The sequence below is a fragment of the Roseateles sp. FW301-B2 genome (assembly GCF_058788955.1).
Genome location: NZ_JBYTBE010000005.1, coordinates 1 through 14,751 on the forward strand (window position 1 = coordinate 1; position 14,751 = coordinate 14,751).

The 14,751-nt window shown below is 67.6% G+C and carries 14 protein-coding genes; 4 read left to right on the forward strand and 10 right to left on the reverse strand.

The features are described 5' to 3' along the window. Positions 1–201 precede the first annotated feature (201 nt). The 3 genes from AC3WQY_RS05100 to AC3WQY_RS05110 all read right to left on the reverse strand — a co-directional run bounded on the left by AC3WQY_RS05100 (position 202) and on the right by AC3WQY_RS05110 (position 2,290). Positions 202–597 (reverse strand): barstar family protein, encoded by a 396-nt coding sequence (locus tag AC3WQY_RS05100; RefSeq protein WP_492706359.1) that lies wholly within the window; start codon positions 595–597, stop codon positions 202–204. Between the two features lie 105 nt (positions 598–702). Then, entirely contained in the window at positions 703–984 is a 282-nt protein-coding gene (locus AC3WQY_RS05105) for a hypothetical protein (protein ID WP_492706362.1), read from the reverse strand. Between the two features lie 952 nt (positions 985–1,936). Beyond that, positions 1,937–2,290 carry a hypothetical protein gene (locus AC3WQY_RS05110; RefSeq protein ID WP_492706364.1) on the reverse strand — a complete coding sequence of 118 codons (354 nt, stop codon included), beginning with the start codon at positions 2,288–2,290 and terminating at the stop codon, positions 1,937–1,939. Between the two features lie 270 nt (positions 2,291–2,560). Here AC3WQY_RS05110 and AC3WQY_RS05115 point away from each other — a divergent pair, with 270 nt between their 5' ends. Beyond that, positions 2,561–3,616: an integron integrase gene (locus AC3WQY_RS05115; protein ID WP_492706625.1), complete on the forward strand. Its 1,056-nt coding sequence runs from the start codon at positions 2,561–2,563 to the stop codon at positions 3,614–3,616. Positions 3,617–3,883: 267 nt separating this feature from the next. On the opposite strand, the gene AC3WQY_RS05120 is transcribed toward AC3WQY_RS05115, so the two are convergent. After that, a complete protein-coding gene (locus AC3WQY_RS05120) occupies positions 3,884–4,684 on the reverse strand; it encodes a glutathione S-transferase family protein (protein WP_492706366.1) in 801 nt (266 codons plus the stop codon). Positions 4,685–4,754: 70 nt separating this feature from the next. Continuing rightward, the gene (locus AC3WQY_RS05125; RefSeq protein WP_492706368.1) at positions 4,755–6,413 is read right to left on the reverse strand and encodes an aminotransferase class III-fold pyridoxal phosphate-dependent enzyme; all 1,659 of its coding nucleotides are present in this window, start codon (positions 6,411–6,413) and stop codon (positions 4,755–4,757) included. 52 nt (positions 6,414–6,465) lie between these two features. Here AC3WQY_RS05125 and asd point away from each other — a divergent pair, with 52 nt between their 5' ends. Further along, positions 6,466–7,416: an archaetidylserine decarboxylase gene (gene asd / locus AC3WQY_RS05130; protein ID WP_492706371.1), complete on the forward strand. Its 951-nt coding sequence runs from the start codon at positions 6,466–6,468 to the stop codon at positions 7,414–7,416. After that, positions 7,385–7,882 (forward strand): 3'-5' exonuclease, encoded by a 498-nt coding sequence (locus AC3WQY_RS05135; protein ID WP_285233640.1) that lies wholly within the window; start codon positions 7,385–7,387, stop codon positions 7,880–7,882. The genes asd and AC3WQY_RS05135 overlap by 32 nt, the downstream gene beginning before the upstream one ends. Here AC3WQY_RS05135 and AC3WQY_RS05140 read toward each other — a convergent pair. Next, positions 7,860–10,496, reverse strand: a complete 2,637-nt coding sequence (locus AC3WQY_RS05140; RefSeq protein WP_492706374.1) for a PAS domain-containing protein — start codon at positions 10,494–10,496, stop codon at positions 7,860–7,862. The genes AC3WQY_RS05135 and AC3WQY_RS05140 overlap by 23 nt on opposite strands. 96 nt (positions 10,497–10,592) lie before the next feature. On the opposite strand from AC3WQY_RS05140, the gene AC3WQY_RS05145 reads away from it, so the two are divergent. After that, positions 10,593–11,027, forward strand: a complete 435-nt coding sequence (locus AC3WQY_RS05145) for a universal stress protein (RefSeq protein ID WP_492706376.1) — start codon at positions 10,593–10,595, stop codon at positions 11,025–11,027. A 76-nt stretch (positions 11,028–11,103) separates the two neighbouring features. On the opposite strand, the gene AC3WQY_RS05150 is transcribed toward AC3WQY_RS05145, so the two are convergent. The 4 genes from AC3WQY_RS05150 to AC3WQY_RS05165 form a co-directional block, all read right to left on the reverse strand. Then, positions 11,104–11,604, reverse strand: coding sequence for an outer membrane beta-barrel protein (locus tag AC3WQY_RS05150; RefSeq protein ID WP_492706378.1), 501 nt, complete (start codon positions 11,602–11,604; stop codon positions 11,104–11,106). A 133-nt stretch (positions 11,605–11,737) separates the two neighbouring features. Beyond that, positions 11,738–13,012 carry an alanine racemase gene (locus AC3WQY_RS05155; RefSeq protein ID WP_285233636.1) on the reverse strand — a complete coding sequence of 425 codons (1,275 nt, stop codon included), beginning with the start codon at positions 13,010–13,012 and terminating at the stop codon, positions 11,738–11,740. After that, the gene (locus tag AC3WQY_RS05160; protein ID WP_492706380.1) at positions 12,999–14,411 is read right to left on the reverse strand and encodes a D-arabinono-1,4-lactone oxidase; all 1,413 of its coding nucleotides are present in this window, start codon (positions 14,409–14,411) and stop codon (positions 12,999–13,001) included. Before AC3WQY_RS05160 ends, AC3WQY_RS05155 begins: the two co-directional genes overlap by 14 nt. Further along, positions 14,408–14,749, reverse strand: a complete 342-nt coding sequence (locus AC3WQY_RS05165) for a c-type cytochrome (protein WP_492706382.1) — start codon at positions 14,747–14,749, stop codon at positions 14,408–14,410. The genes AC3WQY_RS05160 and AC3WQY_RS05165 overlap by 4 nt, the downstream gene beginning before the upstream one ends. Between the last annotated feature and the right edge of the window lie 2 nt (positions 14,750–14,751).

Consider the following 14,751-nt stretch of genomic DNA (forward strand, 5'->3'; position numbering starts at 1 on the left):
GCCACGCAAGACGCTCGGCTTCCAAACGCCCGCTGAGCGATTCAGCGAATGTGTTGCGATGACCGGTTGAATCCGCCAGCGACAGCAGCCATACGACTGGACGGGATCGACGCCCGAAACCGGTCGCTCAAGGTTGAAGCTGAGCCGCGAGCGGCGGCTTGCCGACGCGAGTCGGCTCGAGCGACTGGTTAGGCCACAGTTTCATGCAAGCTCCAAGTGGACTTGGTCTTCCGCCTCTGGGCCGCCTGGGCCATGCTCTTGGATGACTTCAATGAGCCAGTCAAAGACCGTTGGCCCTCTGTTTTGGCGCGCTGCCTCCAACTCAAGCACAACAGCAGGTCTGTTGGATGGATGGCATCGGCTCAGCTTGAGCTCAAGTTGGCGCACAGTTTCCTCATGCCCTAGGCGCTGACTGGAAATTGCATGATTCTTCCATCGAAGAATGAAGCAATTTGGAGTACCGAAGCCACCGCGCAAGACATCGTTGAACGAGTCCAAATTCGTACCCCACGGGGCCGTAAGCGCACGCTCGCCGAAATGAAAGAAGAACTCCTCCAACGTCGCGAACTGTGAGCCATCGATTTCGACAATCTCCACTGGGTGCTTTCTGTGGCCTAACGTTGAAGCTGAGCCGCGAGCGGCGGCCTGCCGACGCGTGTCGGCTCGAGCGACAGGTTAGGCCTGTGATTTTTATGCATGCGCTCACCAGAAGCTGAAGACGCCTAGGAAGATGGGGACGAGCAACCCAGCCAAAACAACAAGCAGCGATATCCCGCACACTGCACGATCGCGGCCCTTAAACCAGGCAAATCTCAGCAGCAGCACTTGTAGCAGAGGCATGCCAACCATAAGTGCCGTCCCGCCAACTAGCGAAAGGAAGAAGAATCCCGGCCCACTGCGACCAATGATCGCAAGTGCAACTAGGGCAATCGCGAGCAAAGGACCAGCCATCCAAAGCACGATTCTTTCGGTGCGCAGCGACATGCACATGCCTAACGTTGAAGCCGAGCCGCGAGCGGCGGCCTGCCGACGCGAGTCGGCTCGAGCGACAGGTTAGGCCTCCGGCTGACTAGCACTGCATTCTTGCCTTTGCGGGCGAGCGTTCTCATAGCTCCCTCTCAGGTTTGTCCTGTCCGTTCTCGGATTCGCGCGAGTAGTTGAATTTGCTGCCTCGCCCCACTAGCCAAGCAAGCAGCATCGCGACGCCTGCACCCCCATAAGTAGCCAGATCAAGCCAAATCGGAGTGAAGCCAAGAATGAGCTTGTAGGCGACTGCCCAGCAGATCCACAAGGCGGCGATGACCGCGAGCGCCAACCGCAGGCCTCTGCCTAGCATTTGAGTCGCTTTCCGGAGCCATTTCATAGAGGCCTAACGTTCTAGCTAACCGGCACGCGGAGGCATGCCGTTGCGTGTCCGGTTGAGCGCTGGGTTAGGCTGAAAATACCGAAACCCACAGTGCAAAGACGACAGAAGCTACTTTGCATACAGAAGTGCCAGCACGATCACCCAGACAACGAATCCGAGAAGCAGGCCCGCTTTGACTGCAGAGTAGTTCGCAAGCCACTTTGAGTTTGGGTTTAGCTTCCGCAAGTCCTCGAGTTCTCGTTGCGCCAGGATTGCCCGAGACTCACCCATGTAGGGGCGCTTTGGTAGCTCCTTGACTAGTGGACCGAAGGCCTCGCCCATAAGAACAATGCACCCTAGCGGATAGACGAGGCAGGCCGCCAAGAATGAGCCGTTCTTCTGACCAACGGTGTATAGCCAAAACGAGCCTGCAATCAGCGCGATGACTGAAAGCAAGCAGAACACGCGCATAGCTTTGGACATAAGGCCTAACGTTGAAGCTAACCGGCCCGCGAAGGCAGGACGCCGAAGGGCCAGAATGAAATGAGGCCCGGAGGTGGCATGCCGTTGTGGGTCCAGTTGAGCGAATGGTTAGGCCTGTGGTGGAAAGAGCCTGAATGCACGCCAGGTACACCACGCAAATAGTGAAACGAACAGCACAGACAGCAACTCTTGACCTGACAAGATTCCGTAGTCCAGCGAACCAAGCAGCCACAGGACCGGAAGGCTCGAGCAAAGGCTCAGCATTGCCTGAGAGCCCCAAGAGGGCAGCCGCGCAAGACGCGCCAGCGCCAGAAATGCGGTGATCGCCAAGAAGACCGCCGTAACACCGGCACCGATGACACGTGCCTTTGCAGGAGCCTCAACTTCGAACGCGGACGACGCAAACACTGCAATGGCGGCACAGTTCAGGAGCATTGCGATGAGCCAACCGATTGTTCGCATGGCAGAAGGCCTAACTTGGATATATGGAGACAGCAGTGACGCATAACTTGGCGCACTGTCTCCCTAACATGTCCGAGGCGTCACGGCTGCAAGCGGCTTGCAGCTTGGCTTTGGGTGGCATAAGCTGTACAAAACAACAGTATTAAATAACAGTCAAACGCAGCACCGAGATTCTGAGCTGCACTTCATGCTGGATTGCTTGGTAGCAACCCACAGTGGGGGCAGCTTTGCGCATTGGAGATGCACATGCGCGACCCGTCTATCGCACCGATGGGGGAAATCAGGAGCAAGGCGCCTCGCCCAGCCGTCCGCTCGGCTGACCTGCCTCCGCTAACGTCGCCGCGGCTATTGGATCAGCTGCGCGAACGCATCCGTTTCCTGCATTACAGCCCCAGCACCGAGGATGCCTATGTGTTCTGGGCCCGAGCCTTTATCCGGCATCACGGGCTGCGGCATCCACGAGACCTTGACGGCACTGCTGTTGAGTCCTTCCTCAGTTGGCTGGCCAGCGAACGCCAAGTGGCGCCGGCCACACACCGACAAGCCTTGTCTGCCCTTCTATTTCTTTACGGGAAAGTGCTTGGGGTGCAACTGCCATGGATGTCGGAGATTGGTCGCCCGCGCCCCCAGCGACGTTTGCCGGTGGTCATGTCGCGCGACGAGGTCGCCCATGTCCTGTCCAGGCTGGACTCCGAGTGGAGGCTATTCGGGCAATTGCTGTACGGCACTGGCATGCGCATCACCGAAGGCCTGCACTTGCGTGTCAAGGACGTGGACTTCTCGCACGGCGCCATTATTGTGCGCGAGGGCAAAGGGGCAAAAGACCGAGTGGTGATGCTGCCAAAGTCACTGGAGCCTGGCTTGCGTGAGCAGTTGGCCAAGGCCCACGCGGTGTGGCTGCAAGATCAACAAGAGCAGCGAGGCGGCGTCGAGATGCCGGATGCCCTCGACCGGAAGTATCCACGCGCCGGGTCAACCTGGGCGTGGTTCTGGGTATTTCCTCAAGACCATCACTCGGTGGACCCTCGCAGTGGGATCGTTCGGCGGCATCACATGTACGACCAGACTTTCCAGCGGGCGTTCAAGCGTGCAGCCAACGCCGCCGGCGTGACCAAGCCAGTGTCACCGCACACGCTCAGACGCTCATTCGCAACGCATCTTCTTCAGTCTGGCTACGACATTCGAACGGTCCAGGAGTTGCTCGGCCATTCTGATGCCGCCACAACCATGATCTACACCCACGTGCTCAGGGTTGGAGGCGGCGCCGTGCGCAGCCCCATAGACGTTCTACCCAGCACTGTGATGCCGCAAAGCGGCCGTTCATGAACTTCGCCTATCAGCCTAGAACTGTCTCCTGCATCGGATGAGCGAACTTCCGCTCCCGGCCGCAAGCGCCCATCCGGTCCCAGGCCAGAAAGCTGCAGCTAGCGGCTTCCCCCACCCCGGCCCTCATGCAGGGGCGGCCGGTCATCCTCATGGCCAGCGCTCTGCCTGCTCGGTGATCTCGAGGGTCTCGCCCACCTCGATGCCAACATGCCGCTCCGCCGCCGCCAGCCTGGCCCGAAGGTCCTTGACGAGCGGCTCGCCTGAGCATCAGGCGAGCCCGAGATCCGCGTCCGTCGCTGCAGGGCGCGGCTTGCCGCGCGGTGGCCAGGGCCGGTTGCGCCAGTCGGGCTGGAACACGAAGGAGGAATGCTGCCGCCCCGCCGGCAGCGCGCCATTGCCCACGCCGAGCGAATAGTCGTAGTAGAGCTTCACGATCTCCTCGGCCGTGACTTGCTGGGCGGCCGGGTGTGCCTGACAGGCTTCGCGCCAGGCGCGCACGCGCTCGAAGCGAGCGTCCGCTGGCAGTTCAAAGCCTTCGTAGTAGGGCAGGAACTCGAAGCGCCAAAAGAATGGCGTGTAGACCGTCTCCGCCCAGCCGAACGAGTCGAACAGGAAGGGGCCGTCCGGCGCGTGCTCGAGCAGGGCTCCGTTCAGCTTTGCGTATTGCTCGAGCATGACCTCGCGCAGGGCCGCGCGTTGCGTTTCGTCCTGCGCCATCAGCAGCCGATACCCCGCCGCCACGAAGTCGCCTTCCAGGCGCACGAGCTGGTGCTCGATCGCGTGCTTCCACGGATCACGCTGCGCGACGGGCGGGCCGTCCAGCGTGTCCTCGAGGTAGCGCAGGATCACCAGGCTCTCCTTCAGGATGCGGCCGTCGGCGAGTTCCAGCACCGGCAGTGCCGTGACGTTGCGCGTCTTGGCGAGCAGGCCCGGATCACGCGGCTTGGTGATGTCGACGACGCGGAATTCGAGTGCGTCGGCCGCGCCCTTCAGCCTGAGCAGGATCTCCAGCCGCTGGCTGAAGGGGCAGATGGGGATGTGATGAACAATGGGACGGACCTGCGTCATGCGCTGCTCCCGATGCGGCGGCGTTCGATGTCGTGCTGCACAACATTCTGGCAGCGTGGCGGCGCTGCGATCAGAACATGCGCGCCAGCACCTCCCTGAGCAGCTGGCGCTTGATGCGCTTGTCGGTCTGGCCGGGCGGCGCCCACCACCAGCCATCGGCCTGCATGGCCCTGCCAGCGGCGACGAAGCGCTGCAGCACCGCGTCGAACTGGGCCTCGCTGTAGTCGAGGCTGAAGATCAGCCGGCCGGTGCCGACCCAGCTCAGCGCCAGGCCTTGGGCGCGCAGATAGAACTGCAGCATCCAGTTGTAGCGCGAGGGCGCCGTGTAGACGACGGTCCAGATCGATGAGAGGTTGGCCACGCGCAGCGGCAGGCCGGCCACCTGCAGGGCCGCGTTCATGCGGGCGGCGCGCGCATCCTGGCGAGCGTCCAGCCCCTCGTAGATCGCGTCGGCCTCGGGCGTTTCCAGATAGTCGAGAAAGCTCGCCATCGCGCCCATCACATAGGGGTGGGCGTTGAAGGTGCCGCGCGCAAAGCAGATGTCGGCCGGGCGCTCCTCGCGAAAGCGCTTCATCAGCGCGGCGCGGCCGCACAGCACGCCCACCGGCAGGCCGCCGCCCAGGGTCTTGCCATAGGTGACCATGTCGGCGCGCACGCCGAAGTACTCCTGCGCGCCGCCGCGCGCCAGCCGGAAGCCGACGAAGATCTCGTCGAAGATCAGCACGATGCCGCGCTCGCTGCAGACCTGGCGCAGCTGCTGCAGCCAGGCCGTGTAGGCGGCGCGCTGGGCAGGGTCTGCGCCGGCGCGGCGCGAGCTGTCCAGCAGCGCGCTGTCGCCCGGCGCGCCGCGGTTGGGGTGCAGGGCCTGCAGCGGGTTCACCAGCACGCAGGCGATGTCGGTGCGCGTGCGCAGCACCGCCAGCGCGCGCGGGTCCAGGTCGGCCAGCGTGTAGGTGTCGCGCGGCGGTTGCGGGTTGCCGGGGCCCGGCTGCACATCCTCCCACCAGCCATGGTAGGCGCCGCAGAAGCGCACCAGATGGCTGCGGCGCGTGTGATAACGCGCCAGCCGCACGGCCTGCATCACCGCCTCGGTGCCCGACATATGGAAGCTCACCTCGTCCAGGCCGGAGATGCGGCGCAACCGCGCCACGTTCTCCGCCACCACCGGATGCAGGCCGCCCAGCACCGGGCCCAGCGCCGCCACGCGCGCGCTGCCCTCGGCGATGCAGCGCTTGTAGCGCTCGACGCCGAACACGTTCACGCCATAAGAGCCGCTGAGGTCGTAGAAGGCCTGGCCGTCCAGATCGCGCAGCAGCACGCCGTCGCTGGCGGCGTAGAAGGCGCCCAGCTTGAGATGGCGGCGCAGGAAGGGGCTGAACTGGAAGGGCACGCGGTAGGCGCCGGTGAACTGCAGGTCCGAGAGACCCTCGCGGGCCTCGTCGTTGAGGGCGATCGAGCGCGGGTGCTGGGTCTGCAGCCATTGCGCCAGCGCCATGAAGCCGGCGCGGCGCTGCGCCGCGACCTCGGGCGGCGCGCCGTCGGCGGCGAAGAAGCGCGCCTCATCGTAGGCATAGCCGGGCAGCCACGCCGCCACGCGCTTGGCCATGCGCGCGTGGCCGGCCAGCGAGCGGTGCTTGGCGCGCGAGAGCTGCAGGCGGCGCCAGGCCTTGGGGGCCAGCGCGCCCAGGGCCAGCGCGCCGAAGAGGTAGAGGGGCAGGGTCTCGTCCATATGTCACATGCAGTGGGCAGACTGCATGGAACCGCAATCAGTTGACGCTCTGATGAAAAAGCAAGCAAAAAGCCCTTGGCGCAATGCCCTGCTGCAGCAGGAGGATCTGAACTTCCTGCTCACCAACCGGGTGCCGCGCATCGCGCTGACCCGCGCGATGGGCTGGTTCAGCCAGCTGCGCAGCCCGCTGCTGGCGCGGCTGTCGATCCGCGTGTGGCGGCTCTTCACCGAGCTGGATCTCAGCGATGCCAAGCAGCCCCCGGGTGGCTACCGCAGCCTGCACGACTGCTTCATCCGCGAGCTGCAAGCTGGCGCGCGCCCGCTGGATGCCGACCCGCTGTGCCTCACCAGCCCCTGCGACGGCATCGTCGGCGCGCATGGCCGGGTGCGGGCGGGCCAGCTGTTCCAGGCCAAGGGCTACCCCTATCGCATCGAGGAGCTGTTCGGCAGCGCGGCGCGCGCCACGCCCTTTGTGGACGGCAGCTACCTGACGCTGCGCCTGACCTCGGCCATGTACCACCGCTTCCATGCGCCGGCGGATCTGCGCATCGAGCATGTGACGCACATCGCCGGCGATACCTGGAACGTGAACCCGATCGCGCTCAAGCGCGTCGAGCGCCTGTTCTGCCGCAACGAGCGCGCCGCCATCCATGCGCGGCTGCGCGCCAGCGCGCTGCCCGAGCTGCCCATTGCCATCGTGCCGGTGGCCGCCATCCTGGTGGCCAGCCTGCGCCTGCATTGTCTGGACCTGCTGCTGCATCTGGGCTGGCGCGGCCCCAACGAACTGCCCTGCCAGGCCAACGCGGCCAAGGGCGAGGAGCTGGGCTGGTTCCAGCATGGCTCCACCATCATCGTGTTCCTGCCGCCGGGGCTGGCGCTGCTGCCCGGCCTGCGCGAGGGTCAAGTCTTGCGCATGGGCACGGCGATCGCCCGCTACACTGAGGGCTCCCCCCATCAGCGAGCGCGCGACCATGCCGTGGCCTCCTGCGATCCTGGATCTTGAAGCCTCGGGTTTCGGCCGCGGCAGCTACCCGATCGAGCTGGGCTTCGTGGCGCCGGACGGCAGCTGCTTTTGCACCCTGATACGGCCCGACCCCGACTGGCTGCACTGGGACGAGCGAGCCGAGGCCCTGCACGGCATCAGCCGCGAGCTGCTGCTGCAGCATGGCCGGCCGGCGGCCTGGGTGGCGCGCGAGGCCAACGAGCGCCTGGCCGGCCAGACCGTCTACTGCGATGCCTGGGCGCACGACTATCCCTGGCTGGCGCGGCTCTTCGATGTGGTGGACCTGGTGCCCAGCTTCCGCCTCGCCGATCTGCGCAGCCTGCTCTCCGAGGCCGAGACGGCCTGCTGGCAGCGCGTGCTGGACGAGGTGCGCGCCGAGTTGCAGATCAGCCGCCACCGCGCCAGCAGCGACGCGCGCGTGCTGCAGCTGGCACTCTTGCGCGTCAGGCAGGTGGCGGCGCACTGAGGACTTCGCCGCGCGCGCGTCCGCGCCCCTCGCGCTTGGCCTGGTAGAGCGCCGCATCGGCGCGCGCCACAAGGCCGTCCATCTCAGCCTGCACCGCCGGCACCACGCAAAAGCCCACGCTGGCGCCGATCTGCAGCTGCAGATGGCCCAGCGTGAAGAGCTGGCCGATCGCATGCACGAGCTTGTCGGCGATCAGCTGGGCGTCGCCGGTATGGGCCAGGTGCGGCAGGAACACCGCGAACTCGTCGCCGCCCAGGCGCGCCACGATGTCCTCGCCGCGCAGGGCATGGCGCAGGCGCCCGGCCACCGCCTTCAGCAGCGCATCGCCGATCGGGTGGCCATGGCTGTCGTTGACGGGCTTGAAGCGGTCCAGGTCCAGGTAGAGCAGGGCCACCCAGTCATCCTGCTCATGCGCCTGGGCGAGGCGCTCCTGCACCTGGGCGGCAAAGCCGCTGCGGTTGAGCAGCTGGGTCAGCGGGTCGGTGCGCGAGGCATCGCGCAGGCGCTGCTCCTCGCGCTTGATCTCGCTGATGTCGTGCGAAATGCCGATCACGCCCTCGATCTCGCCATCCGCGTTGCGCAGCGGCGCGTACTGGATCTGCAGGTACTGCGCCTCGCCCGGCTCGCCATGGCTGCGCTCGAACTGGCCGCGCTGGCCCTGCAGGGCGGCGCGGATATAGGGCAGGGTGTGCTGGAAGGCGGCCGCGCCGATCACCTCGGCCACCGGCCGGCCCAGGCAATCGGCCAGCCGCACGCCATGGGTGCTGGCGAAGGCGTCGTTGAAGAAGCGCACCTTGTAGTCGGGGTCGATGACCGAAATCAGCGCCTGCGAGTTCTGCGCCACCGCCTGCAGGATCGCCTCGCTGCGGCTGCGCTCGCGCTGCGTCTGCAGCTCGGCGCTGATATTGCGCAGAATCATCGAGATGGTCTCGGCCGCGCCGGCGCTGTTGCGGTGCATCAGCACGGTGGTCTCCACCGGCACCACCTGGCCGGCGCCGTCCAGCAGTTCGCCGCGGCCGAACCAGTAGCCCTCGCCCTGCAGCGCCGGCAGCACCTCTTGCTCGTAGCGGGCACGGCTTTGCGGCGGTAGGTACTGGGCGATGTGCAGGCCCTGCAGCGGCGCCTCGGGCGCCAGCCCCAGCAGGCGGCGCACGGCAGGGTTCAGGTAGATCAGCCGCCCCTCGGCATCGCTTTGCAGCACATAGTTGGGCGTCAGGTCGAAGATCGCGGTGAGCGTCTGGGCGGCCTGCTGCTGCTGTGCCGCGCGGGTGATGTCGGTGAAGGTGCCGACCTGCCCGACCACGCGCTTGCCCACGCGCAACGGCGCGGTGCGGATCGAGACCAGATGCTGCTGGCCCTCGCGCAGCGGCAGCGAGCGGATCAGCTCCTGCGGCTCGCCGCGCTCGATGCCGCCGCGCCAGCGCTGCAGCGCGGCGGCGCGCTCGGCCTCGGGCACCAGCTTCAGCCAGCCGAAATCCTGCTCGCTTTCGGACACGCCGATCAGCTCGCGATAGGTCTGGTTGGCATACACCACCCGGCCCCGCATATCGCAGCGGAACAGGCCTAGCGGCAGGGCATCGCTGGTGGCGCGCAGCTCGGCGTCGTAGAGATTGCTGCGCGCCCGCGCGCGCTGCAGCAGCACCGTCAGCAGGGTGGCGCCCAGGCTCACCGCCAGCGCCACCGCCAGCAGGGCCAGGCGTTGCGCGTGGAACTCCGCCAGGCTGGCGTCCACCGACTGCGAGATCACCAGCCTGAGCGCATAGTTCTCGAAGGCGCGGAACGAGAACAGGCGGTCGTGGCCGTCCCAGCCCAGCTGGCGGAAGCTGCCCTTGCGCTCGGCCAGGCGCGCGCGCAGCGCCGGGCGCTCGTCCAGCACATTGATGCCGGGCTGGGCGCGCTCGTCGTCGAGGCGCGGCAGGCGCAGCATCAGCAGGCCGTCGTCGCGCAGCAGGCCGACGGCGGTGTCGCGCGGGTTCAGGTCGGGGTGGCCGAGGTCGGGGCGCTGCTGCTCGGCCAGCAGCTCCAGATCGATCATCGCGAGCAGATGGCTGAATGCGCCGATCGGTGCGCTCAGCCGCAGCGCCATCGGCATCAGCTCGCGGCCATTCGGCTTCAGCCGCACCGGGCTGCCGATCAGCAGGCTGCCGCCCGGCGGCTGCGCCGCCAGCTCGCGCATCAGCGCATGGTGGGCCAGGTCGGCCGAGGCATGGCTGCTGGTGGTGGGAATGCGGAACACGCGGCCATCGCGCGTCACCAGCATCAGCTCCATCAGCCCGGCCGAGCTTTCCTTCAGGCCATCGGCCATCAGGGCCACGGTGGCGTCGTTGGCGGGGCTGTCCTTGGCGCGGGTCAGCAGCAGCAGATCGATGGAGCGCAGCGCGCTTTCAGCCTGGCGCAGCGAGCTTTCCATGTTCTGGCTGGTCACCAGCACCGCGTCGTGCATGGTCTGCTCCCAGGTCTCGAGCTGCTGGCGCGGGTAGACCAGCGCAAACCAGCCCCAGGCGGCCCAGACGATGCCCAGGGCCAGCAGCAGGGCCACGTAGGGGCTGACCGTCGCGATGCGCGCGAGCAGGCGTTGTTCGGGCTCGGGCGGCGGCTTCAATTCCTCGCTCATGAGACTCCCGGGATTTGCGCTTCATTGTGCCCAGCGCCGCCGGGGCCGCAAGTGCGGTGGCATGATGGTAAAGCCATCATTGCCAAGGAGGATTCCATGTTCAAACGCATCCTGCTCCCCACCGACGGTTCCGAGCATGCGGCGCGCGCCGCCGCGGTGGCCTGCGACCTGGCCAAGCGCTATGGCGCGGCGCTGGAGATCGTCAGCGTGATCGATCCGGTGCCCTTCGTGAGCTTTCCCGAGGGCGGCGGCGAGGCATTGGCCTATTACCTGGATGCGGCCGAGGAAGGTGCCAAGCAGGGCATCGCCGCGGCCGAGGCGGCGGCCAAGGCGGCCGGCGTGGCCTGGGTCTCGCATGTGCTGCGCGAGCATGGCCCGGCGCAAAGCATCGTCGAGCATGCCAAGGCCTACGGCGCCGACCTGATCGTGATGGGTTCGCACGGCCGGCGCGGCCTCGATGCGGTGCTGCTGGGCAGCGTGGCGCACAAGGTGCTGACCCTGGCCAAGGTGCCGGTGTTCGTGGTGAAGTGAGCGCGGCGCATGAAAGAAAAGGCCGGCAGCTTGCGCCGCCGGCCCTTGGCCTGATCGCGAATCGGGACGTGCTTGTTTAGAAGCGGATGTCGGCGCCGACGGTCAGCACATTGGTGCTGCTCTCGGGCTTCTGGAACTCGGCGCGCAGGCCGAATTCCTTGCTGACGGCATAGCGCAGGCCGATGCCGAACAGCGCCTTGGTGGTGCTGTCCTTGGCCGAGTTGCCGCCGGCCGTGGCCTTGGCCTCGATGCGGTTCACGCCCAGGCGGCCGTACACGCCGAATTCCTTGGACAGGGGCAGCGTCGCCAGCAGCGAAGCCTGCAGGGCGTCGGCCTTCACGTCGACCTTGGTGTTGGCCACGGTCACGCTGTCGCTGCCGAGCCGGCGATAGCCCAGCTCCAGGCCCAGGTTCTCGTTCAGCTGGTAGCCACCGAAGATGGACGCGCCGGTGCCGCTCCACTTCATGTCGTCGTCGGAGATGCGGGTGCGGCCCACATCGGCGCCGATGTAAAAGTCGCCGGCGAAGGCGGGAGCCGCGCAGGCGGCGGCGATGGCGAGTGCCACGAGTTTCTTCATAGGAGATCCCTCTGTATGGTGTTGTAGGCGCCCGGACCGGTGCCGAGCGCGGCCGCGAGCATAGCGGCCGCGGACGCTCGTGCTGCAAGCCATGTAGGCAGCCTCGCCACACCCTTTGGAGGGGTACAAGCGCTCAGGCGGAAGCGGGTAGCACCGGCCAGCGCGCCGCGATCTGCTCGCCGTCGAACACCAGCAGATCGCCGAACTGCAGCAGCAGGGCCTCGCTCTGGCGCGGGCGCAGGAACACCAGATCGTCGGGCCGCAGGTCCACGCGCGCCGAGCTCACCATCACCTGCTGGTTGGACGAGCTGCCGTACAGGCCGCTCGCGGCCAGGCCGGCCGGCGAGGCCGGCTCGGCCAGCCAATGGCCGCCGTGGATGGCATAGCCGCGCGCCTGGTTGCGGTCCCAGCCCTGGGCCAGGCGGCTCAGCCAGGTGGCGCCCTCGGGCAGGCGGAAGGTCTCGAAGCGCTTCAGCACCGGGGTGGCGATGAAGGCGGCGGCCCGCAGGTCGGCCAGCAGCGGCTTCTCGAAGTCCAGCGGCAGCAGCGCGGCCGAGCCCACCGAGACCTCGTTGGGCACGCTTTTCCCCTCGTGCAGGCGGAAGGTGGGCGAGCCGGCGGTGTTGAGGGTGAGGGCCTCACGCGGCTGTGGGCCCAGGGCCTCGCCCGCGATCTGCCAGGCCTGCTGGTAGCGTGCCTGCGCCGTGGCCCAGGCCGTTTCGCGCATGCCCAGGGCATCCGGCAGGGCGGCCACATGGGCGTCGTAGCCCATCAGGCCGCTCCAGCGCAGGGATGGGTCGCTCTTGAGGCTGGCCAGGGCCTGGCCCAGCTGGGCCTGATCCTCGAAGCCGCCGCGGTGCAGGCCCACGTCGATCTCGAAGTTCACGCGCAAGACCTGGCCCCGCTGGCGCGCCACCTCGCGGTACTGCGCCAGGCGCTCGGGCGTGTCGATCAGCCATTCGATGCCGGCGCCGATCTCGGCCGGCAGGGCCTGCAGCAGCTGCGCCGCCGCGGCCGCCGGCAGCGGTTTGCCCAGCAGCACGTTCGCCTGCGGGCGCGCCTGCAGCAGCTGCAGGGTCTGGGCGGCGTTGAAGGCCATCACGCGCTGGCTCTGCCAGGCCTTGGCCACCTCGTCCATCAGCGCCAGGCAGGGCAGGGACTTGAGCACCGCGCGCAGCGCCATGCCGGTCTTGGCACGGTGGCTGCCGATGGCTGAAAGGTTGGCGCGCAGGCGCGGCAGGTCGATCACCAGGCTGGCCTGGGCCACGCCGGCCGCCCTCAGCGCGGCCGAGAGCTTCTGGAAATAGGCATCGTGCGGCCCGCCCTGCTCGGCCGGGCGTGCCAGCCAGCCAGCCAGGGGCAGGGCGGCGGCGGCGCCGAGCAGCAGCCTGCGCTTATTTGCTGCCATGCTTGACTCCAAAGAGTTGCGCGAGGTGGGCGTTGAGCATGCGGCCCTGCGGATCGATGGCCTGACGCAGGCGCTGGAAATCGGCGAAGCGCGGGTACAGCGCCGCCACCTGCCTGGCGTCCAGATCATGCAGCTTGCCCCAGTGCGGCCGGCCGCCATGGCGGCGGAACACCGGACCCAGCTCCTTGATGAGGTACTCGTGCGCCTCGCCGGCGGCGGCATGGGCGGCCACCGAGCAGCTGTCGCGCTCGAAGAAGGGGCTCAGCCAGGCGGAGTCGGCGCGGATGAAGCGGAATTCGATCGGGAAGAACACCTCGTTGCGCTGCTCCAGCGTGCGCAGCACGTCCTTCAGGCAGGCGATGCCGGCCTCGCGCGGCAGGTGGTATTCGCTCTCGTTGAAGCGCGTCGGGCGCACCGTGCTGAGCAGGCGGTGCGACCAGTCCTGCGCATGCTCCACCTGGGCCGGATCGATCAGCTTGGCGGCGGCCCAGCGCCGCATCTCGGGCCAGCGGCCCAGCCAGTCTCGCAGGCGCCGCAGGTCGCGCAGCACGTCCTCGTCGGCACTGTGCGGGCGTTCGGGGGTGCTGCCGGCCACCTCGTCGTGCAGGATGCCGGCGCTGTAGCCGGTGAAGGGCAGCACATAGAGCTCGAAGTGGCGATGCTGGCGCGCCAGCTCGGGCGCCTTCTCCAGCAAGGCCTCGGTGCGCTCCAGCCAGACCTTGCGGCGCAGCATGTAGCGCGGCCGCACCCGCAAGGTGTATTCGGTGATCACGCCCAGCGCCCCCAGCGAGACGCGCGCGGCGTCGAACAGCTCGGCGTTCTGGGTGGCGCTGCATTCGCGCAGCTCGCCCTGGGGCGTGACCAGGCGCAGCGCCTGCACCTCGGCATGCAGGGCCGGCAGGGTGAGTCCGGTGCCATGGGTGCCGGTGGCGAGCGCGCCGGCCAGGGTCTGCACATCGATGTCGGGCTGGTTGTGCAGGGCCAGGCCATGGGCGTCCAGTTCGCGCGCCAGCTGGGCCAGCCGGGTGCCGGCGCGCACCTTCACGGTGGCGGCCGCCTTGTCGACGGCGACGATGCCGCTGAGCTTGTCCAGCGAGACCAGATTGGCATCGGTGGGTACCAGGGCGGTGAAGGAATGGCCGGCGCCGACGCAGCGCAGCGTGCCCTGGCTGCCGGGCAGCAGGGCCTGCAATTGCGCCTCGCTCTCGGGTATCAGCCAGGCCTTGGGTTCGCAGCGCTGCAGGCCGGACCAGTTCTGCCAGGGGCGCACGGCGGCGGGGGCCGGCGCGGGGCCAGGTCTTGCCTGGGCGGCCATTAGCAGGCCCGCACCCAGGCCGGCACCCAGGGCGGCGCCTTGTTTCAATACCTTGCGGCGGGCCTGGTTTTTTTTGCTGTTCATAGCGGGGCGCTCATGAAGCGGGTCAGTTGTTCGAGTTCGGCATCGCTGCAGTCCGGGCACAAGCCCATCGGCGGCATGCTGGCCAGGCCGTTCTTGACGCTGGCGACGAGCGCCGGCATGCCGCGCCTGAGGCGCGGCGCCCAGGCGGCCTGGTGGCCGGTGAGTGGCGCCGTGCTCTCGGCGCGGCTGTGGCAGTTGAAGCAGGCGCGCTCGTAAAGCCCGGCCAGGCGCGCATCGGCGGGGCGGTGGCGCTCCAGCTGCGCCGCCGTGGGCGGCGGCGCCTCGGCACCGCAGGCGGCCAGCAGCAGGGCGAGGATCGGTGTCAGGGCGGATCGCATGG